Source organism: Chromatiaceae bacterium (assembly GCA_024235395.1).
GTDB lineage: Bacteria > Pseudomonadota > Gammaproteobacteria > Chromatiales > Chromatiaceae > Thiosocius.
In genome coordinates this window covers 313,680-333,126 of the sequence record JACKMK010000003.1, presented here as the reverse complement: position 1 = coordinate 333,126, position 19,447 = coordinate 313,680, and the positions used below count along the sequence as shown (strand labels likewise).

The 19,447-nt window shown below is 62.9% G+C and carries 16 protein-coding genes; 14 read left to right on the top strand and 2 right to left on the bottom strand.

Features of this window, described 5'->3' with window-relative positions; genetic code table 11:
- Positions 1–155 precede the first annotated feature (155 nt).
- From amrS to H6955_14900, 4 genes are all read left to right on the top strand, one after another.
- Entirely contained in the window at positions 156–1,220 is a 1,065-nt protein-coding gene (gene amrS, locus H6955_14915; GenBank protein ID MCP5314846.1) for an AmmeMemoRadiSam system radical SAM enzyme, read from the top strand.
- A 148-nt stretch (positions 1,221–1,368) separates the two neighbouring features.
- A complete protein-coding gene (locus H6955_14910; GenBank protein MCP5314845.1) occupies positions 1,369–1,971 on the top strand; it encodes an OmpA family protein in 603 nt (200 codons plus the stop codon).
- A gap of 121 nt (positions 1,972–2,092) precedes the next feature.
- Complete coding sequence (locus H6955_14905; protein MCP5314844.1) at positions 2,093–2,716, top strand: hypothetical protein; 624 nt, start codon at positions 2,093–2,095, stop codon at positions 2,714–2,716.
- Between the two features lie 77 nt (positions 2,717–2,793).
- Positions 2,794–3,429, top strand: coding sequence for a pentapeptide repeat-containing protein (locus tag H6955_14900; GenBank protein MCP5314843.1), 636 nt, complete (start codon positions 2,794–2,796; stop codon positions 3,427–3,429).
- 75 nt (positions 3,430–3,504) lie between these two features.
- Here the strand turns inward: H6955_14900 and H6955_14895 are convergent, their stop codons facing one another.
- A complete protein-coding gene (locus tag H6955_14895) occupies positions 3,505–6,576 on the bottom strand; it encodes an efflux RND transporter permease subunit (GenBank protein ID MCP5314842.1) in 3,072 nt (1,023 codons plus the stop codon).
- Complete coding sequence (locus H6955_14890) at positions 6,576–7,670, bottom strand: efflux RND transporter periplasmic adaptor subunit (GenBank protein ID MCP5314841.1); 1,095 nt, start codon at positions 7,668–7,670, stop codon at positions 6,576–6,578. Before H6955_14890 ends, H6955_14895 begins: the two co-directional genes overlap by 1 nt.
- Positions 7,671–7,840: 170 nt before the next feature.
- Between H6955_14890 and H6955_14885 the strand changes: the two genes are divergently transcribed.
- The 10 genes from H6955_14885 (at position 7,841) to urtE (ending at position 19,422) form a co-directional block, all read left to right on the top strand.
- Entirely contained in the window at positions 7,841–8,449 is a 609-nt protein-coding gene (locus tag H6955_14885; protein ID MCP5314840.1) for a TetR/AcrR family transcriptional regulator, read from the top strand.
- A 585-nt stretch (positions 8,450–9,034) separates the two neighbouring features.
- A complete protein-coding gene (locus tag H6955_14880; GenBank protein MCP5314839.1) occupies positions 9,035–10,204 on the top strand; it encodes a PilT/PilU family type 4a pilus ATPase in 1,170 nt (389 codons plus the stop codon).
- Positions 10,205–10,312: 108 nt separating this feature from the next.
- Positions 10,313–10,729, top strand: coding sequence for an META domain-containing protein (locus tag H6955_14875; protein ID MCP5314838.1), 417 nt, complete (start codon positions 10,313–10,315; stop codon positions 10,727–10,729).
- Positions 10,730–10,793: 64 nt separating this feature from the next.
- Positions 10,794–12,650, top strand: coding sequence for a C1 family peptidase (locus H6955_14870; protein MCP5314837.1), 1,857 nt, complete (start codon positions 10,794–10,796; stop codon positions 12,648–12,650).
- Between the two features lie 14 nt (positions 12,651–12,664).
- Positions 12,665–13,234 carry a hypothetical protein gene (locus H6955_14865; GenBank protein ID MCP5314836.1) on the top strand — a complete coding sequence of 190 codons (570 nt, stop codon included), beginning with the start codon at positions 12,665–12,667 and terminating at the stop codon, positions 13,232–13,234.
- Positions 13,235–13,798: 564 nt separating this feature from the next.
- A complete protein-coding gene (gene urtA, locus H6955_14860) occupies positions 13,799–15,091 on the top strand; it encodes an urea ABC transporter substrate-binding protein (GenBank protein ID MCP5314835.1) in 1,293 nt (430 codons plus the stop codon).
- Between the two features lie 139 nt (positions 15,092–15,230).
- Complete coding sequence (urtB, locus tag H6955_14855) at positions 15,231–16,790, top strand: urea ABC transporter permease subunit UrtB (GenBank protein ID MCP5314834.1); 1,560 nt, start codon at positions 15,231–15,233, stop codon at positions 16,788–16,790.
- Positions 16,791–16,798: 8 nt separating this feature from the next.
- Entirely contained in the window at positions 16,799–17,887 is a 1,089-nt protein-coding gene (urtC, locus tag H6955_14850) for an urea ABC transporter permease subunit UrtC (GenBank protein ID MCP5314833.1), read from the top strand.
- Complete coding sequence (urtD, locus tag H6955_14845; GenBank protein MCP5314832.1) at positions 17,884–18,705, top strand: urea ABC transporter ATP-binding protein UrtD; 822 nt, start codon at positions 17,884–17,886, stop codon at positions 18,703–18,705. The genes urtC and urtD overlap by 4 nt, the downstream gene beginning before the upstream one ends.
- Positions 18,706–18,726: 21 nt before the next feature.
- A complete protein-coding gene (gene urtE / locus H6955_14840; GenBank protein MCP5314831.1) occupies positions 18,727–19,422 on the top strand; it encodes an urea ABC transporter ATP-binding subunit UrtE in 696 nt (231 codons plus the stop codon).
- The last annotated feature ends 25 nt before the right edge of the window (positions 19,423–19,447 follow it).

Sequence of the window (19,447 nt, the reverse complement as noted above, 5' to 3'; positions counted from 1 at the left end):
AATATTGAGGCAGCTTTCCTGCAGCGCCCGATGCATCAGGCCTTCGGCGGCGGGTACTGCCCTGCGCTCAACCAGTACATGGTCCACCTTAAGGCGGAAATCAAGCCGGGAGGTTGCGCGTGATCAAAGACACCGTGCCGGGCCGCTATTGGCACATGCTCGACGATGGCCGTATCCAGTGCGATCTGTGCCCGCGCTTCTGCCACCTGAAAAAGGACGGCCAGCGCGGCCTGTGTTTCGTGCGCGCGCGCCAGGGCGACCAGCTGGTACTGACGACCTATGGGCGTTCGAGCGGGTTCTGCATCGACCCGATCGAGAAGAAACCGCTGAATCACTTCCTGCCCGGCACGCCGGTGTTTTCGTTCGGCACGGCGGGTTGCAATCTGGCATGCAAGTTCTGCCAGAACTGGGACATCAGCAAGTCGCGTGAGATCGACACCCTGGCATCGAGCGCATCCCCGCAGACGATCGCCGAAACCGCGCAGCGTCTGGGCTGTCGCAGCATCGCGTACACCTACAACGATCCGGTGATCTTTCTGGAGTATGCCGTCGATACCGCGATCGCCGCTCGCGAGCACGGACTGAAATCGGTCGCCGTCACCGCCGGTTACATCTGTGAAGAGCCGCGTCGCGAGTTCTTTTCGTACATGGACGCGGCCAATGTCGACCTGAAGGCCTTCACCGAGGACTTCTATCACACCCTGACCGGCGCACACCTGCAACCGGTGCTCGATACCCTCGAGTACATCCACAACGAGACCGACTGCTGGCTCGAGGTCACGACGCTGCTGATCCCGGGGCATAACGATGGCGACCGCGAACTGCACGAGCTCGTCACGTGGTTCCGCGAGAAACTCGGCCCCGAGGTCCCGCTGCATTTTTCCGCATTCCATCCGGACTACAAGATGACCGATGTGCCACCCACGCCGCTGGCGACATTGCAGCGTGCGCGCCGGATCGCGCTGCAGGCCGGTCTGCACTATGTGTACGTCGGCAACGTACACGACAGCGACGCCGACAGCACCTACTGTCCGGGTTGCGGCCAGCGGGTGATCGAACGCGACTGGTATCGCCTCGGCGAATGGAAGCTGGACGCCGCCGGCCATTGCGCGCACTGTGGTCATCCGATCGCCGGCGTGTTCGAGGCGCAACCGGGCGATTGGGGCGCCCGCCGCCAACCGGTCTCGATGCACGAGGCCGTCGCGGGCACCGCCGACTGAGTGACGGCATCCGGCCGGGCCCGATAGCGGTCGGTTCCGGCCGATTTTTGCCGCGGCGCGTCATCTGATGACCGCCGTTCGCATGCTGTAGGCTCTTTCCTACGAAAAGCGCGGTATCATCCGCCGCGAAACAGACAACAATTGCTGAGTGCAGGAAAGTTGCAGGAGGTCAATTATGTACACAACAAAAGGCACCCTGTGTTGCATCGCGCTACTGCTTACCGGAGCCGTGGCGCACGCAGGTGGAGTTCGTATGTACGGCAGCGGCGAGGTTCCGCAGGCCAGTGAGGTTGCGGATATTCTGAGCGGAGGCGCTGAAATGTCGCGGCCCAAGATGCGCGGCATCAGTCTTGATTCGGCGGTTCAGCCCAAGGTGCAGCAGGGGCCGAATCTGGAAAAAGTCGCCCAGTCGAGCAGCACCGTGGTCGGGTTGCCGATCGAGTTTGCGTTCAACTCGGCCGACATCCTGCCGGCGAATGAACCGCAGTTGGATGCGGTGGCCGAGGGGATCAAGATGACCGACGGAATCCGCGTCATGGTCGAGGGGCATACCGACGCCTATGGGAATCCGTCCTATAATCAAAGATTGTCCCTCGAACGCGCGAAGGCGGTCCGCGACTACCTGGTGAAACGGCACGGCATCAATGCCGCGCTGTTGGTTGTCGAGGGGCGCGGCGCAAGGGATCCGATCAATGCGGCAGATCCGTTTGCCGCGGAGAACCGCCGCGTGCAGCTGCGCGCGGCCAACTAGAGGGTTCGTACTGCTTCCGGGAGCCGGAAGAAACGAATGGGTGCAGGGACAGCGCCTTAGAAACGACCAGGAAAAGTCAGGAAGCCCACAACACCAATACCGTCTGAATGAGGGAAGGACTATGAAGAACAAGATTCGTGTATTGTCTGCCGCCGTCATGGCTGCAGCCATCGGAATCGGCGGCGCCGGCTATGCGTTCGCCGAGTCGAACGTGATCGGTAGCGTCAAATCCGATGTGCGCGTCAACCGCGCCAACCAGAACCAGTCCGGCCTGCTGAACAAGCAGGAAGCGACGATCGGCGGCGTGAGTGACTCGAACGTCATCGGCAGCGTCGATTCCAAGACCCGTGTCAACAGCATCAACCAGAATCAGTCTGGCCTGTTGAACAAGCAGGAAGCCAATGTCGGCTCGGTCAAGGACTCGAACGTGATCGGCAGTGTCAAGTCCGACACCAGCGTCAACCGGCTGAACCAGAACCAGTCCGGCCTGCTCAACAAGCAGGAAGCCAACGTCGGTTCGGTCAAGGGTTCGAACGTGATCGGCAGCGTCAACACCAACACCCGCGTCAACAGCCTGAACCAGAACCAGTCCGGCCTGCTGAACAAGCAGGAGGCCAACATCGGTTCGGTCAAGGACTCGAACGTGATCGGGAGCGTGAATACGACGACGCGCGTCAACAGCGTCAACCAGAACCAGTCCGGTCTGCTGAACAAGCAGAAGATGAGCATCGGCTCGGTCGACTGATCGTCTGATGACTGCCCCGGGGCATCCGTCCCGGGGCGCCCAGGGCATCCACTGCCCTGCCCTACAAGGCCTCTGCGATGCCTATTCGCTGTTTCCCCTGGCTGTTGCTCTGTTGCCTCACGACGTCACATGCGGGCACCACCGAATATCGTGGCGACGTGGATGCCGTCGATTCGTCTTCGCCGTCCGGTGCTGCGGACAGCGGCCAGGTCCTGATCGAGGAGGCTGACCGGTTCGGCAATCAGCGCACGCTGCGCATCGGTCACCCGGGCGGAACGATCACCCGATCCAGACCGTGCACGATCGCTGAGCCCGGGCCGACGATGAACTGCACCGGTCAGGACCTGCGTGGTGTGCAGTGGAAGGATCTGGACCTCTCCGGCGGCCAGTTCGATGGTGCCGACCTGCGTGGTGCCTCGCTGCGCGGTTCCCGGCTGCAGGATGCGAGCTTCAACGATGCACAGTTGGATGGTGCCGACCTCAGTGGTGCCGACCTGAGCAACTGCGCGTTCAACAATGCCCACCTGCGCGGTACCCGTTTGAAGGACGCCAGGCTGAACAGTGCGTTGTTCATGGACGCGGATCTCGACGGAGCCGACCTCACCGGGGCGACGCTGGTCGATACAGAGTTCATGGCAGCGCGGATGGATGATGCGACCTGGATCGACGGGCGCCGTTGTGCCGCCGGCTCGGTCGGCGAGTGCCTGCACTGAATCCCCGCACGGCACTGAAGTTGCCTGCCGGGTAACATTCCGCTGCACCCTTCCCCGTCGGCTGGCGGGCCCGCGTCAGCGCTCGACAGCGGCGTCTGGCAGCGCCCCCGACGTCTGCGCCTGGTGGTCGCGTGCCAGCAGCAGGTAGACGGCCGGGACCACGAACAGCGTAAACAGCGTGCCGATGCCGAGCCCCGTGGTGATCACCAGGCCGATGTCGAAGCGGCTCACCGCGCCGGGGCCGCTGGCGGTCAACAGCGGGACCATCGCCACCAGCATCGCCACCGTGGTCATCAGGATCGGGCGCAGGCGGATCGTCGAGGCACGCTCGATCGCGGCGCGTTTGTCGAGCCCTTCCTCGATCTGCAGCTGGTTGGCGAATTCGACGATCAGGATGCCGTTCTTCGCGATCAGACCGATCAGCGTGATCAGACCGACCTGGGTGTAGATGTTGACCGTCGCGAATCCGAGCGTCAGGAAGGCGAGTGCGCCGGCGATCGACATCGGCACCGAGACCAGGATGATCAATGGGTCGCGCCAGCTCTCGAACTGGGCTGCGAGCACCAGGTAGATCACCAGCAGCGACATGAAGAAGGTCAGCACCAGGGCGCTGCCCTGCTGGGCGAACTGGCGCGTCGCTCCGGTGTAGTCGAACGTGAAGCCGCGCGGGAAGACCTCGCTCGCAATCCGTTCCATGGCCGCCATCGCCTGTCCTTCGGATACCCCTGGCGCCATCAGGCCTTCCACGGTGACCGAATTGAGCTGCTGGAACTGACTGCGCTTGCTCGGCTCGACAGTGCGCTCGATGCGCACCAGCGCCGACAACGGCACCTGTTCGCCGGTTGCGCTGCGGACGTAGTAGTCGCCGAGCATCTCGGGGTTCAGGCGGAACATGCGTTCGGCCTGCGGTATCACCTTGTAGCTGCGTCCTTCGAGGCTGAACCGGTTGACGTCGTTGCCGCCGAGCAGGGTTGCCAGGTTGCGGCCGATGTCGGCCATCGTGATGCCGAGATCGGCCGCGCGGTTGCGATCGATCACCAGGATCGCCTTAGGGCGCGAGAACTCGACCGCCTTGCGCAGGAACTGGAACTGGCCGCTGGCCATGCCCCGCCCTACCAACTGATCTGCGACCTCGTCGATGTCGCGGAAATCGCTGTCGCTCTGCACCACGAACTGGAACGGCAGGCCGCTGCTGCCCGGCAGACTGGGTCGCGGGAAGACCGCGATCTGCAGGCCGGCGATCTGGCTCAACAGGGCCTGCACATCGGGAAACACCTCCATCTGCGAACGTGCGCGCTTGGCCGGCTGGTCCATCTTGAAGCCGCCGAACACCACGTTGCCCTCGCCGCCAAAACCCAACAGCAGGAAACTTTCCTTGTACTCCGGGACCTTTTCGAAGGCCGAAATGATCTCGCGCGTGTACAGCTCGTCGTATTCCAGTGAGGCCGTCTGCGGCGCCACTGCCTGAAAGAACAGGATGCTCTGGTCCTCCGTCGGCGCGAGCTCCGCCTTGCTGGTCACGAACATGAAGTAGATGCTGGTCAGCACGCCGAGTGCGAACAACAGGGTCGCCGGGAGATAATTCAGCGCACCCCTGAGACGGCGGAGGTAAAAGTTCGACAGACCGTCGAAGAAGCGTTCGACCCAGTGTTCGAAGCGGCCCTGGTTGCCGGCCGGTTGCAGCACCTTCGACGACAGCATGGGCGACAGCGTCAACGCAACCACGCCCGAGATCAGCACCGCGCCGGCCAGCGAGAACGCGAATTCGGTGAACAGGGTGCCGACCAAGCCCCCCATGAAGCCGATCGGTGCGTACACGGCGACCAGCGTGGTCGTCATCGCGATGATCGGCAGGCCGAGTTCGCGTGCCCCGTCGATCGCCGCCTGGAAGCGTGATTTGCCCATCTCGATGTGTCGATGCACGTTTTCGACCACGACGATCGCGTCGTCCACCACGAGGCCGATCGCGAGCACCATCGCCAGCAGGGTCAGCAGGTTGATCGAGAATCCGGCCAGCAGCATCAGAAACGCGGCACCGACCAGCGACAGCGGCACCGCGACCCCGGGGACTATCGCCGCGCGCAGGGAGCCGAGCGACAGGAAGATCACCACCAGCACGATCAGCACCGCCTCGATCAGCGTCGTGAACACCTCGTCGATCGAGTCCTGGATGAACGCGCTCGCATCGTAGGGGATATGCGCCTCGAGACTGGAGGGCAGCTGGCTGCGGACACCGGCCATCGCCCTGTGGACCTCTTTGGCGACGGTCAGCGGGTTCGCTCCCGGCGCCTGCGACACGCCGACGAAGATCGCCGGTTTGCCCTTGTACCAGGTCGCCGAGTCGTAGTCCTCCGAGCCGAGTTCTACGCGCGCGATGTCACGCAGACGTACCAGGGTCGCACCGCTGCTGCGCACCACGAGGTTGCGGAAGTCCTCGACATCGGCCACGTCGGTGGTGGCGCTGAGATCGATCACGGTGTACTCGCCGCGTGCCTGGCCGATGCCTGACAGGAAGTTGTTGGCGCGCAATACCTCGGCGACCTCCTGCGCGGTCACCCCGAGCGCCGCCATTCGCCGTGGATCGAGCCAGACGCGCATCGCGAAGGTCTTGTTGCCTATCAGTTCCGCCTTGGCGACGCCGGGCAGCGCCTGCAGCTTCGGCTGTACCACGCGCAGCAGGTAATCGTTGATCTGCGACGACTGCATCGCGTCGCTATAAAAAGCGAGGTACATCAGCGCAGTACGGTCGCCCGTCTGCGAGGTGATCACCGGGTCCTGGGCGTCTTCCGGCAGCACGTTGCGGCGGCTGGCGACCTTCGCCTGGATCTCGGCGACGGCATCGTTTGGTGGATAGTTGAGGCGCATATGCGCCTCGATCACCGACTGGCCCTGTCGGCTGGTCGACGACAGGTAATCGATCCCCTGCGCCTCCGCGATCGCCTGCTGCAGCGGCGTCGTGATGAAGCCCTTGACCAGCTCGCTGCTCGCACCCGGATAGCTGGTGCTCACCGTGACCACGGTGTCCTGGGTCTTCGGGTACTGGCGGACCTCCAGCGAACCGATCGCGCGCAGCCCGACGACGAAGATCAGCAGGCTGACCACGCTGGCCAGGACCGGACGCTGGATATAGGTATCGGTTAAGCGCATCAGTCCGCCTTCGCCGCGACGGCCGCGGTCGGCGTCTCGACCTTCACCGCCTGGCCGCTGCGCAGCTTGTTGTGCCCGGCACTGACCACCTGCTCGCCGACCTGCAGACCGGACACCACGGCGACCCGCCCGTCGCGGGTTGCGCCGATCTCGACCTGCCGCCGGGTGGCCACCGTCGCGCCCTCCTTGTTCTCGATCACGAATACCGAGTCGCCGTATGGTGCGTAGCTGATGGCCGTGCTCGGTACCGTGATCACGTGCTCTTCTTGCGGCAAATTGACGCGAATATCCGCGAACATGCCAGGTCTGAGTTGGTTTGAGGCGTTCTCCAGTTCACCGCGCACGCGGAAGGTGCGGCTGCCGACATTGACCCCGGGGTCGATCGCGGTGATACGGCCGGCGAAGGTCTCATCCGTATACGCCTGCACCCGGATATCGATCGTCTGGCCGACGGCGACCCGCGCCAATTCGCGTTCCGGCAGCGTGAAATCAGCGAAGATGGGGTCGAGTTTTTCCAGTGGCACGATCGGGGCGCCGGGTGTCAGGTATTCGCCGAGGTCGACCCGGCGGATGCCAAGCCGGCCATCGAACGGCGCGCGAACGCTCTTCTTTGCGATCAGCGCTTGCTGTGCCGAGACCAGCGCCTCGGCGTTGTCCAGGGTCGCCCGCCCCTCGTCGTAGTCCGATTTGGAGACGGACTTCTCGCGCACCAGTTTGGCGACCCGTTCGAACTTGAGGCGCGCGAGGGTGCGCTCCGCGACCAGGCCACGCAGTTGGGCCTGATCGGTGTCGTCGTCGAGTTCGAGCAGCAGGTCGCCCTGCCTCACCTGCTCGCCCGAACTGAAGTGGATCGCGCTGATCTGTCCGCCGACCTCGCTGGTGACTTCGATCCCGGCGACCGCAGTCAGGCTTCCGACCACCTGCAGAAACGGCTGCCAGGTCTCCTGCTGGGCCGGCGTGACGGCGATCACCGGTGGTGGCGGTCCGCCGGCCTGGGCCGCGGCCATCTGCTGCATCGATTGCTGCTTCCAATAGAAGATGCCGCCGAACACCCCGCCGAGCAACAGGATGACCATCAGTATGCGCATGAACATGGGGCGTCCTCGTCCGTCTGCGCTCAGCTTTGCCGAAAGCGGGGTGGCGTGCACCCTGCGGAGTCCGGGGTTGAGCGCGCAAGGTAAACTAAACGGTGTAGTATACCTGAGCAGCGCCGCACGCCATCATTGATTTCCTGGCGATTGGCGCATCGACGGCAGGCGAGGGTATGCGGGCAGCAAAGATCAGCGAGCAGAAGCGCAGCGCCATTCTGGCGGCGGCGCTGGGAGAGTTCGAGGCGAACGGTTACCGAGCGACCAGCATGGACCGGATCGCGGCGCGCGCGCGCGTGTCGAAACGCACCGTTTACAACCATTTCGCGAGCAAACAGTCGCTGTTCGAGGCGATAGCTGCAGAACTGGTCGAGCGGGTGCAGCATGTCAGTGACCATGGCTACGATCCCGCCCAAGGGCTGTCCGACCAGTTGCGCGACATTGGCAAACAGGTCCTCGACATGCACGCCGCACCGTGTTTTCTGACGCTTGCGCGGGTCACCCTGGTCGAGCTGATCCGTTCTCCGGCGCTCGCGCAACGCACTTACCAGCTGTTCCGCGCGCGCCAGACCGGCCTGGCGAGCTGGCTCGCCGATGCGGCGCGTGACCACCGGCTGGCGGTCGACGACCCGGTGTGGGCCGCCGATCAGTTCATCGGCCTGTTGAATGCGTTTTCGCTGTGGCCGCAGATACTCGGCGGTCAACCCGTGCCTGACGACGCCGAACGGTCCCGGATTCTGGACACCACGATCCAGATGTTCCTTGCCACCCATGGAACGCGCTGAGCGGGCAGGGAGTCACTCCGTGCCCGGGTCGCCGTTCACGCACCCGGACACTCCGCGCGCCGCCGTCGATCGCCAACCGGTGGTTCGCCCGGCGTGCCTCTCCCGGTCCGTCCGTCGCCTGTCGCACTCAATTGTAAGTAAACGCTTACTTATGCCAATTCCAAGAGAAATCGATAGTCGTGAATCGCCGTCCCGCCGGAGGACGCGTTTCGTCCCGACCACCTGCCCGTCTAAGGGTGCAGGTCGTCGACGGGCATCCGATGTCGGCATTCGCAGCGCGCAACGCCGCCCGTCGCAGCGCGGTCCCCGACTCTTCATATAGTGGTTTCCGATGTTTAGAAATAAGTGAGCGCATACTTACAAAAACTGGTTTTGACACCGGGACCGGGCCGACGCCTGCCATGGACGGAGTTCGCGAAGCGTTTCGTTCGCAGGTTCGACAGCGGCGGGAAAGTTTTTCCGCAACCCACCGATAACCCAATTATCTGACCGGGTCCGGGGTCGATCCGCTGTGGGCGGTTTTCGCCAGGGTCTTTCGACGCAGCCGGTCGAGCCCCCGCCGATTGCGTAAGGAGCGAAGCGACAATGCCGCAAATCGATGTGCCGCGCGTACTGCAGGTAATGGTCAAAAACAATGCCTCCGACGTCTACATGTACACCGGGGCCAAGATCTCGCTGAAAACCCCGAAGGGATTCGCACAGCTGGGCGAACCGTTGGAGCCGGGCGACGCGGAACGTGCGATCCGCGAACTGCTGACCGACGACAAACTGAAACACTTCGAAGAGAACGGCGAGGTCGATTTCTCGCTGTCGTACCGTGGGATCGGGCGGTTCCGCGGCAACGCGTTTCGCCAGCGCGGCGAGGCCGCCGTGGTCCTGCGGCACATCAACACCACGGTGCCGACCATCGAGTCTCTGGCGATGCCGAAGATCCTCGAAGAGCTGGTGATGCATCGCAACGGCCTGATTCTCGTCGTCGGTGCGACGGGATCGGGTAAATCGACCACGCTGGCGGCGATGATCGACCATCGCAACGCAAGCTCAGGCGGTCATATCCTGACGCTGGAGGATCCGATCGAATTCGTCCACGACCACAAGAAATCGGTCGTCGCACAGCGTGAGATCGGTACCGATACCGCGTCATTCAGCACCGGTATGAAGGCGGCGCTGCGCGAAGCCCCGGACGTCATCCTGATGGGTGAGATCCGCGACCAGGACACGATGGAATTCGCGCTCAAGTTCTCCAATACCGGCCACCTGGCGCTGTCGACCCTGCACGCGAACAATGCGACGACCACGATGGAGCGTATCCTCGGCTTCTATCCGAAGGATGGCCTGGAGGCGCAGGCCAAGCGCATCGCCCAGAACCTGCGGGCCATCGTCTGTCAGCGGCTCGTGCCGGCGGCAAACGGGGGCAAGGTCGCGGCGGTCGAACTGCTGATCAACACCGCATACATCTCGGATTTGATAAGTAAAATGGAGGTCGGCAACATCAAGGATGCGATCGAGCGCGGTGGGCAGTACAAGATGCAGTCGTTCGACCAGCACCTGGTGCAGCTGTACAACGAAGGTCGCATCACCGCCGAGACCGCGGTCGAATTTGCCGATTCAGCCAGCAACGTCAAGATCAAGATCAAGACCTCGAACGCCGGCAAGAAGGCCTCTGCCGATGTCGACTGGGGGCACAACCTCTCGCTGGAACCGACCGAAGGCGACCAGGTCGACGAGGTCGTCGCCGACTTCGGCAAGTTGTAACCCCGCCGCCCGGCAAGTCCCGGCAGGGCGGCCGCCTGTCCACGCGGGGTTTTGCTCTGCGCGTCGGGTTGCTATCTTACGCCGCCCTGTTGTCGGCGGTTGCATAGCATGATTGGTCCGTATCGAACCCGTACCCTGGTCCTGACGGCCTGCGCGTGGCTGTTGTCCGGCGCGCTGCCCGCCAGCCCGCTTCAGGGCAGTGAATGGAAGCCGCTGCGCATCGATGACATCGGTGTACCCGATGAAACGGTCGCCTTCGTGCAGTTTCGCAGCAAGGGCCGCCTGGTGGGCCATGGCGGCTGCAATCGGCTGTTTGCCGAGTACGATGCAAATGCGGGCAACATCTTCGTAGGCCCGGTCGCGGCTTCGCGGATGGCGTGCGCCGAAAGCGTGATGCAGCGTGAGGTTGCGCTCGCCCAGGCCCTCGAGAACGCGCGCACCTATCTGCGCCAGCAGGCGCAACTGGTGCTGTTCGACGCTGCCGGCAAGCCGATCCTGGAGATGCGCCAGACCGACTGGGACTGAGCCGTGCGCTGTCGGTGAGGGGCGCGGCTATACTTGGCGCGTTGCCCGGGAGATGCGAGCTCGCATGCCAACACGCCAAAGCGCCAGCGGTACCCAGAGCCACCCGACGACTGCAGTCCAAGACGTCCCCGATCTGCGTGACTGGCCGTTCGAGCCGACGCTCGCCCAGTTGCGTGCCTATGTCCCGCCGCCGCGCAATCTGCTCATCCTGGATCAGCAACAGGAGGGTGCCTGCACCGGCTTTGGCCTGGCGGCGGTCATCAATCTGCTGAATCAGCGCCGTCGGAATCGTACCCGTGTCAGTCCGCGGATGCTGTACGAGATGGCGAAGCTGCATGACGAATGGCCAGGCGAGGATTACGCCGGCTCGAGCTGCCGCGGTGCGATCAAAGGCTGGTTCAACATGGGGGTGTGCAGCGCCGCCCAGTGGCCGTACACGCAGGGCAATCCCGGCAGCCTCACAGTCGATCGCGCCAAGCGGGCACGCGAAAACACCATCGGTGCCTATTACCGCGTACAGCCTCGGATAGCCGACTTCCACGCCGCAGTAAACGAGGCGGGCGCGATCTTCTGTTCAGCGCAGACCCATGCCGGCTGGATGCGACCCGACCGACGCACCGGGGTCATTCCGTTTATCAAGGGACAGCAGGGCGGCCATGCCTTTGCGATCGTCGGCTACAACAGCAAGGGATTCTGGTTGCAGAACTCGTGGGGCAAGGGTTGGGGCAAGGGTGGTCTCGGCCTATGGCAATACGAGGATTGGCTTGAAAACCTGATGGATGCCTGGGTGTTCAATGTGGCGCTTTCCACGCCCCAGATATGGCATCTCCCGCAGCCCAACGGACTCAATCGCAGTGGATTGTCGATCCGCCAGAGCCTTGCGCGCAGCGAGATCGCCGGACATTTCATCCATGTCGACGACGGGCGGTTTCAGACCCGGGGGCGTTATTGGAGCAACGCCGATGATGTGCGTACCACGGCCCGTCTGATTGCCGGCAGCAGCGACAAGTACCAGCATCTCCTGCTGTATGCGCACGGCGGACTGAACTCGCCGAAGGATTCGGCACACCGGATCGCGGCGATGAAGGGGACCTTCAAGCGTAATGGGATCTACCCGTATCACTTCATGTACGACACCGGGATCATAGAAGAGCTCAAGGATGTCGTGCTGCGGCGTCGCGATGCCGCAGCGGAACGTGCCGGTGCCCTCGGCGACTGGACCGACCGGATACTCGAATGGGTGACGCGGATTCCGGGGCGCGCCCTGTGGCGGGAAATGAAGGATGGCGCGCGGCTGCCGTTCCTGCCGAAGCACGCCGGTAGCGAGACACTTGCTATCTGGATGAACGAACTCGCGCGCAGGCGTGACACCCCACTGAAGATCCACCTTTGTGGGCACAGCACCGGCGCCATTCTGCTGGCGTGGCTGTTGGAGGCGCTCGAAGACCTTGCGCCGACGTTGCGCGTCGCGAGTTGCACGCTGTTTGCGCCGGCCGCCAGCGTGGGCCTGTTCGAGAGCCATTACTATCCCTACCTGATCACCGCGCCTGGCAGTTTCGGCATCGACCGCATGCAGGTGTTGAACCTCACCGAACGCCTGGAGCGCGACGATACGGTCGCTGGGGTGTATCGCAAGTCACTGCTGTATCTCGTGTCGCAGGCGTTCGAGGAGGCCCTCCCGGAGGACATCCTCGGTATGCAACGCGACATGCAAAAGCTGCAGCGTAAAGACAAGATGGACAGGATCACCGACCGGTTCAGCGTGCACTATTCGGACGGTTCGCCGAACGACATCACCGAGGCCACCTCGCACGGTGGCTTCGACAACGATGCGGCCAGCATGAACAGCTTGCTGCGCATCATCCTCGGCGCGGATCCGCTACCGGAGCACCGTTTCAGCAAAGCGTCGCTCGAATACTGAGCGGGGGAGCATCGATGGCCGATTTCGAACAGGCATATGCGGCCACGTCGGCGCATCAGGGCGGTTATGTCAAAGTTCCGATCGACCGTGGAGGTGAGACCTATCGCGGCATCGCCAGAGTTCACCACCCGGACTGGGACGGTTGGCGGCGCATCGACGCCATGCGTCGCAAGGCCGGGTTCCCGCGCAGTCTGGGCCGTAGCGCGCCGCTCCAGGTCGCGGTCCGAACCTTCTACCGACAGGCGTACTGGGATCGCTTTCAGGGCGATGCACTGCCCGACCAGGCGGTCGCGAACGAACTGTACGATACCGCGGTCAATATGGGACTTCGCCGGGCAGTACGCTTCCTGCAATCGTCACTCAATCTGCTCAACCACGATCAGCGCGACTACCCGGACCTGATCGTCGACGGCTGGTTCGGCGACAAGACGCTCGCGGCCCTGGACACATTGCTGGCCAACGACTGCAGCGGCGAAGCGCTGATCAAACTGATGAACATCCAGCAGGGTGCGCGCTACGTGGAGATCATGGCCGGTGATGCCACCCAGGAGCGCTTTGCGCGCGGCTGGACCGAGCGCGCATGAGCGGGTCATGCAACCAGCCCGCAGGGGCCTGGGAAGGGCAGGGTGCCCGTCCCGGACTGATATCAAGATTGAGTTGACGATACCCGGCGCCTTCCGGCGTTCCGGGTGACGCCTCGTTCGCGCGTACCCGATACACCCCGAAAGTCGGCGGTCTTCGCCGCGACGGTCCACGATAACCCCAGCCGCGAAGATCGCAGCATTCCTGAGTCGCTGCCAGGGGCGCCAGGTCGGCGCGATCCTTCCCCGAGAAACCATCCGCGCGAGCGCCGATTGCCGTTCGCGCCGCCTGTTGCACGGGCGCCCGAATCTGGTGCGACACCCGGTGCAGAGCGCACCAATGCAGAGCGGCAACGCGATGCACAACCGAGACAGTCGTTTCAATTGTTCGTGTACGCAGGCACTTAGCGAACTTGGCACAAGCGCTGCATTGACCTGCGCAGCCGTCGCTTCGCCGGGCCAGAGAAGGCTCCGAACGCTGTACATGAAGCACCAAACGATTTGGCAGTTTGCCAGCGCGGGTCGTCGGTCGTGTCGAATCCAATCCTTAGGGGAGTAAATCGAACAATGAATCTCGCTAAACAATTTCGTCGCTTGTCGCTCGCCGTCAGTGCGGCGGCTGCCTTCGGGGCCGCTGGCGTAGCGCAGGCCGCGGATACCATCAAGGTCGGCGTCCTGCATTCGCTTTCCGGGACCATGGCGATCTCGGAGACCACGCTCAAGGACACGATGCTGATGCTGATCGACGAGCAGAACAAAAAGGGTGGCCTGCTCGGCAAGAAGCTGGAGGCCGTCGTGGTCGACCCGGCATCGAACTGGCCACTGTTCGCCGAGAAGGCGCGTGAGCTGATCGAAAAGGAGAAGGTTGCCGCGGTATTCGGTTGCTGGACCTCGGTTTCGCGCAAGTCGGTGCTGCCGGTGTTCGAGGAACTGAACGGTCTGCTGTTCTATCCGGTGCAGTACGAGGGCGAGGAATCGTCGAAGAACGTGTTCTATACCGGCGCGGCGCCCAACCAGCAGGCGATTCCGGCAGTCGATTACCTGATGGACCAGGGCGTCAAGCGGTGGGTGCTCGCGGGCACCGACTATGTCTACCCGCGCACGACGAACAAGATCCTCGAGGCCTACCTGAAGGCCAAGGGCGTGGCCGAGGGTGACATCATGATCAACTACACGCCGTTCGGTCATTCGGACTGGCAGTCGATCGTCTCGGATATCAAGAAGTTTGGATCGGCCGGCAAGAAGACCGCGGTGGTCTCGACGATCAACGGCGATGCCAACGTCCCGTTCTACAAGGAACTGGGCAACCAGGGCATCTCGGCCGAGGACATCCCGGTGGTCGCATTTTCGGTCGGTGAAGAGGAGTTGTCCGGCATCGACACCAAGCCGCTGGTGGGTCACCTCGCCGCGTGGAACTATTTCATGAGCGTGGAGAATGACAGCAACGACGCATTCATCGAGGCCTGGCACAAGTTCATCAAGAACGAGGCACGCGTGACCAACGATCCGATGGAAGCGCATTACATCGGCTTCAACATGTGGGTGGAAGCCGTCAAGAAGGCCGGCACCACCGATCCCGAAGCGGTTGGAGACGCGATCATCGGTGTCGCAGTGCCCAACCTGTCCGGCGGCCTGTCGGCGATGATGCCCAACCATCACATCACCAAACCGGTGTTGATCGGTGAGATCCAGGACGACGGTCAGTTCCAGATCGTATCGCAGACGCCGGGTCTGGTGGTCGGCGATGCCTGGTCGGATTACCTTCCGGGTTCCAAAGACCTGATCGCAGACTGGCGTGCACCGTTGTCCTGCGGCAACTACAACGTCAAGACCGCCAAGTGTTCGGGTCAGAACTACTGAGTCCTGACTGATACCTAACGCTGTGCAAGCGCGTGGCACCGGTGACCCGTACACCGGTGCCACACCCCTTCAACCAAAGAAGACACGACTCATGTTGCGAATCCTCGTGACGCTGCTGTTGCTGTGCCTGACACCCGCGATGTTGGCCGCCGAGATCGAGTCGGGTGACGCCACGCTCGATGCAGCGTTTGAACAGTTGCTCGATCGCGATTTCGACGTCAAGTCGCAGGGGTTGACCAAGCTCGCCGAGAGCGGTCACCCGAAGGCCGGTGATCTGCTGCGCGGCATCCTCGAAGGCGAATTGCGCTACCTGAAGCAAAACAGCCGCCTCGTATGGATGCAGTCGCGCGACGACGGCGAACATGCTGTCGATGCGCTCAACGGTGAAGACTACGGTGTCGTTAGCTCGCGCAAATTCAAGAAGTTCGCGATCAACAACGCGATGCGCGGACAGATCCGCGCGATGGCCGCCCAGTTGGAGCTCTCCGACCCCGACCCGGTCGTGCGCCTGCGCGCAGTCAACGCGATCCTGGAGAACATCGAACCCCAGCATGCGACGCTGTTCAGCGGCCTGCTGGAGAAAGAGCAGGACAGCGCTGTGCGTGAGGCGATGACATCCGTGGTGGCATTGGCACGCCTCAGTGCAGCCGACCCGGATACGCGTCGCATGGCGATCGCCGAGGTGGCCGACAGCCTGGAGCCTGCGGTGCGCAACGGACTGGCACGTCTCGCGGCCAGCGACCCGGACAGCGCCGTGCGCGCAGAAGCCGCTTCTGCGCTACAGCATATCCAGGACAAGGTCGAGATGTACGGCTACGTCGAAACCCTGTTTTTCGGTCTCAGTGCGGGGTCCGTACTGGTCCTGGCGTCGATCGGTCTGGCGATAACCTTCGGTGTCATGGGTGTGATCAACATGGCGCACGGTGAGCTGATCATGCTAGGCGCCTACACCACCTATCTGATCCAGCAGGCCATGCCCGAGATGATCGGCCTTTCGATCGCGCTTGCGATCCCTGCGGCATTCGTCGTATCGGGCGTGGTGGGCATCGCGATCGAGCGCGGTGTCATCCGGTTTCTTTATGGACGCCCGCTCGAGACGCTGCTGGCGACCTTCGGCATCAGCCTGATCCTGCAACAACTGGTTCGCACGCTGATCTCGCCGCAGAACGTCCCGGTATCCAATCCCGATCTGCTCAGCGGGTTCTGGCAGATCAACAGCGTGTTGTCGCTGACTTACAACCGCATGTACATCTTCATCTTTTCCCTGCTGGTGTTTGCGGGGCTCTACGCGGTGCTGAAATACACGCGCCTGGGACTCGAGGTGCGGGCGGTCTCCCAGAACCGCGCGATGGCGCGCGCGATGGGCATACGCTCGGCGCGCGTCGATGCACTGACGTTCGGTCTCGGCTCGGGAATCGCCGGAATCGCCGGCGTGGCCCTGTCGCAGCTCACCAACGTGGGTCCGAACCTCGGTCAGGCATACATAGTGGACAGCTTCATGGTCGTGGTGTTCGGTGGTGTCGGCAACCTGTGGGGCACGCTGATCGGTGGTCTCGGCCTCGGGATAGCCAACAAGCTGATGGAACCCTGGGCCGGCGCGGTGTTGGCCAAGATCCTCGTGCTCGTCTTCATCATCCTGTTCATCCAGAAACGGCCGCGTGGACTGTTCCCGCAAAAGGGCCGCGCTGCGGAGGGTTGAGCGCATCCATGGCTATCTTCCGCATTCTCAAGGGTGATCGCGGCGGACAGGTGTTTCTGCTGATTTTGATTGCCACGATGATCGCAGTGCCGCTGATGAATGCATTGCCAAGCGATCATCCGCTGTATCTGTCGACCTACACGGTGACGCTGCTGGGCAAATATCTGACATACGCCCTGCTCGCCGTCGCAGTGGATCTCGTCTGGGGCTATCTCGGCATCCTCAGTCTCGGACATGCCGCGTTCTTCGCGCTCGGTGGCTACGCGATGGGTATGTACCTGATGCGCCAGATCGGCGAGCGGGGCGTGTACGGCAATCCCGTGTTGCCGGATTTCATGGTGTTTCTGAACTGGCCGGAGCTGCCGTGGTTCTGGCACGGCTTCGACCAGTTCTGGTTTGCCGCCCTGATGGTGTTCCTGGCGCCGGGACTGCTCGCTTTCGTGTTCGGATGGCTGGCATTCCGCTCCCGCGTCACCGGTGTGTACCTGTCGATCATCACCCAGGCGCTGACCTATGCGTTGATGTTGGCGTTCTTCCGCAACGAGATGGGCTTTGGCGGCAACAATGGTCTGACGGACTTCAAGGACCTGCTGAGCTTCAACCTGCAGGCCGACTCGACCCGCATCGGGCTGTTCATCGCCTCGGGCGTCGCCCTGGCGCTCGGCTACCTCGCCTGTCGGGCGCTGGTCAGGTCGCGGCTCGGACGGGTCGCGGTCGCGATCCGTGACACCGAAGACCGCACCCGCTTCATCGGATACAAGGTCGAGCACGTCAAGCTCGCGATCTTCACGTTCTCCGCGATGCTCGCCGGGCTCGCCGGTGCGCTGTACGTGCCGCAGGTCGGCATCATAAACCCCGGGGAGTTCGCTCCGCTGAACTCGATCGAGGTGGTGATCTGGGTCGCGATGGGTGGACGTGCGACCCTGTACGGTGCGGTACTCGGGGCGATTGGCGTGAACTATGCGAAGACTTGGTTCACAGCGGCATTCCCGGAAGTCTGGCTGTTCGCGCTCGGCGGGCTGTTCGTCCTGGTGACCCTGCTGTTGCCGCGCGGTGTCGCCGGGCTGTGGCGGCGACGCGAGGAGGGCGACGCATGAACGCCGTACGCGAGATGTTCCGTCGCGACCGGGTGTTCGACTTCATGGTGCCCAAGGTCGTCGAAGGGCTCGACCTGTCGCATGGTACCGTCCTGTACATGGAGGATGTCTCGGTCGCGTTCGATGGCTTCAAGGCGATCAACAATCTCAATTTCTATGTCAACGCCGGCGAACTGCGTTGCCTGATCGGACCGAACGGCGCGGGCAAGACGACGATGATGGACATCATCACCGGCAAGACGCGGCCGGACACCGGTACCTGTTGGTTCGGATCGCGCATGAACCTGCTGCAGATGGACGAGCCGGAGATCGCCCAGGCGGGCATCGGCCGCAAGTTCCAGAAGCCGACGGTGTTCGAACATCACAGTGTGTTCGAAAACCTCGAGCTGTCGATGGCCGGGCCGAAAGGCGTCTGGCGCACGCTGCGTGCGCGTCTCAACAGCGAAGAGCGTGAACGCATCGACGAGGTATCCGAATTGATCGGTCTGGCGGACCACGCGCAACGCGCGGCCGGCACGCTGTCGCACGGCCAGAAGCAGTGGCTCGAGATCGGCATGCTGCTGATGCAGAATCCGCTGTTGCTGCTGGTCGATGAGCCGGCCGCCGGGATGACCCACCAGGAGATGGACCGGACGGTTGAGCTGCTGGTCTCATTGGCCGGCGATCACTCGGTGGTGGTGGTCGAGCACGACATGGACTTCGTGCGCGCACTCAATTCTCGGGTCACTGTATTGCATCAGGGCAGCGTACTGGCCGAGGGCAGCATGGACCAGGTGCAGAACGACCCGAAGGTCATCGAGGTATATCTTGGCGAGTAGCCAACCGTACAGGGCGTTCGGATGCTGAAGATCGAACAACTCAATCAGTTTTACGGGCAGTCGCATACACTCTGGGATCTCGACCTGGAGGTACCCGATGGTCAGTGCACCGTACTGATGGGGCGCAACGGGGTCGGCAAGACCACGCTGCTCAAATGCATCATGGGACTGCTGCCGGTCAGGTCCGGTTCTCTGCAGTACGATGGCCAGGAGTTGACCCGGACCGCGGCTGAACAAAGGGCGGGCATCGGCATCGGCTACGTCCCGCAGGGCCGGCAGATCTTTCCGCTGATGAGCGTCGAAGAGAACCTGTTGATCGGGCTGCCCGCGCGCCGCGACGGGCAACGCAGGATCCCGGCATTCATCTTCGAGATGTTTCCGGTGTTGAAGGAGATGCTCGGCCGTCGTGGCGGCGACCTGTCCGGGGGGCAGCAGCAGCAGCTCGCAATCGGGCGCGCGCTGGTCACCGACCCGCGCCTGCTGATCCTCGATGAGCCGACAGAGGGCATCCAGCCGAACATCGTTGCCGAGATCGGCGCTATCGTCCGCAAGCTCAATCGCGAAATGGGACTGACGGTGTTGCTGGTCGAACAGAAACTGCCGTTTGCACGCAAGGTCGCGGATCGGTTCTGTCTGCTCGATCGCGGGCGGGCGGTGGCCACCGGCACGATGGACGCATTGAATGATGAACTGATACAGCAGTATCTGACTGTCTAGCACGAGCGAACGGGGCAAAACGATG

Coding starts and splice junctions, on each gene's coding strand:
- amrS (MCP5314846.1), top strand. CDS start 156: ATGCTCGACGATGGCCGTATCCAGTGCGATCTGTGCCCGCGCTTCTGC.
- H6955_14905 (MCP5314844.1), top strand. CDS start 2,093: ATGAAGAACAAGATTCGTGTATTGTCTGCCGCCGTCATGGCTGCAGCC.
- H6955_14900 (MCP5314843.1), top strand. CDS start 2,794: ATGCCTATTCGCTGTTTCCCCTGGCTGTTGCTCTGTTGCCTCACGACG.
- H6955_14895 (MCP5314842.1), bottom strand. CDS start 6,576: ATGCGCTTAACCGATACCTATATCCAGCGTCCGGTCCTGGCCAGCGTG.
- H6955_14890 (MCP5314841.1), bottom strand. CDS start 7,670: ATGTTCATGCGCATACTGATGGTCATCCTGTTGCTCGGCGGGGTGTTC.
- H6955_14885 (MCP5314840.1), top strand. CDS start 7,841: ATGCGGGCAGCAAAGATCAGCGAGCAGAAGCGCAGCGCCATTCTGGCG.
- H6955_14880 (MCP5314839.1), top strand. CDS start 9,035: ATGCCGCAAATCGATGTGCCGCGCGTACTGCAGGTAATGGTCAAAAAC.
- H6955_14875 (MCP5314838.1), top strand. CDS start 10,313: ATGATTGGTCCGTATCGAACCCGTACCCTGGTCCTGACGGCCTGCGCG.
- H6955_14870 (MCP5314837.1), top strand. CDS start 10,794: ATGCCAACACGCCAAAGCGCCAGCGGTACCCAGAGCCACCCGACGACT.
- H6955_14865 (MCP5314836.1), top strand. CDS start 12,665: ATGGCCGATTTCGAACAGGCATATGCGGCCACGTCGGCGCATCAGGGC.
- urtA (MCP5314835.1), top strand. CDS start 13,799: ATGAATCTCGCTAAACAATTTCGTCGCTTGTCGCTCGCCGTCAGTGCG.
- urtB (MCP5314834.1), top strand. CDS start 15,231: ATGTTGGCCGCCGAGATCGAGTCGGGTGACGCCACGCTCGATGCAGCG.
- urtC (MCP5314833.1), top strand. CDS start 16,799: ATGGCTATCTTCCGCATTCTCAAGGGTGATCGCGGCGGACAGGTGTTT.
- urtD (MCP5314832.1), top strand. CDS start 17,884: ATGAACGCCGTACGCGAGATGTTCCGTCGCGACCGGGTGTTCGACTTC.
- urtE (MCP5314831.1), top strand. CDS start 18,727: ATGCTGAAGATCGAACAACTCAATCAGTTTTACGGGCAGTCGCATACA.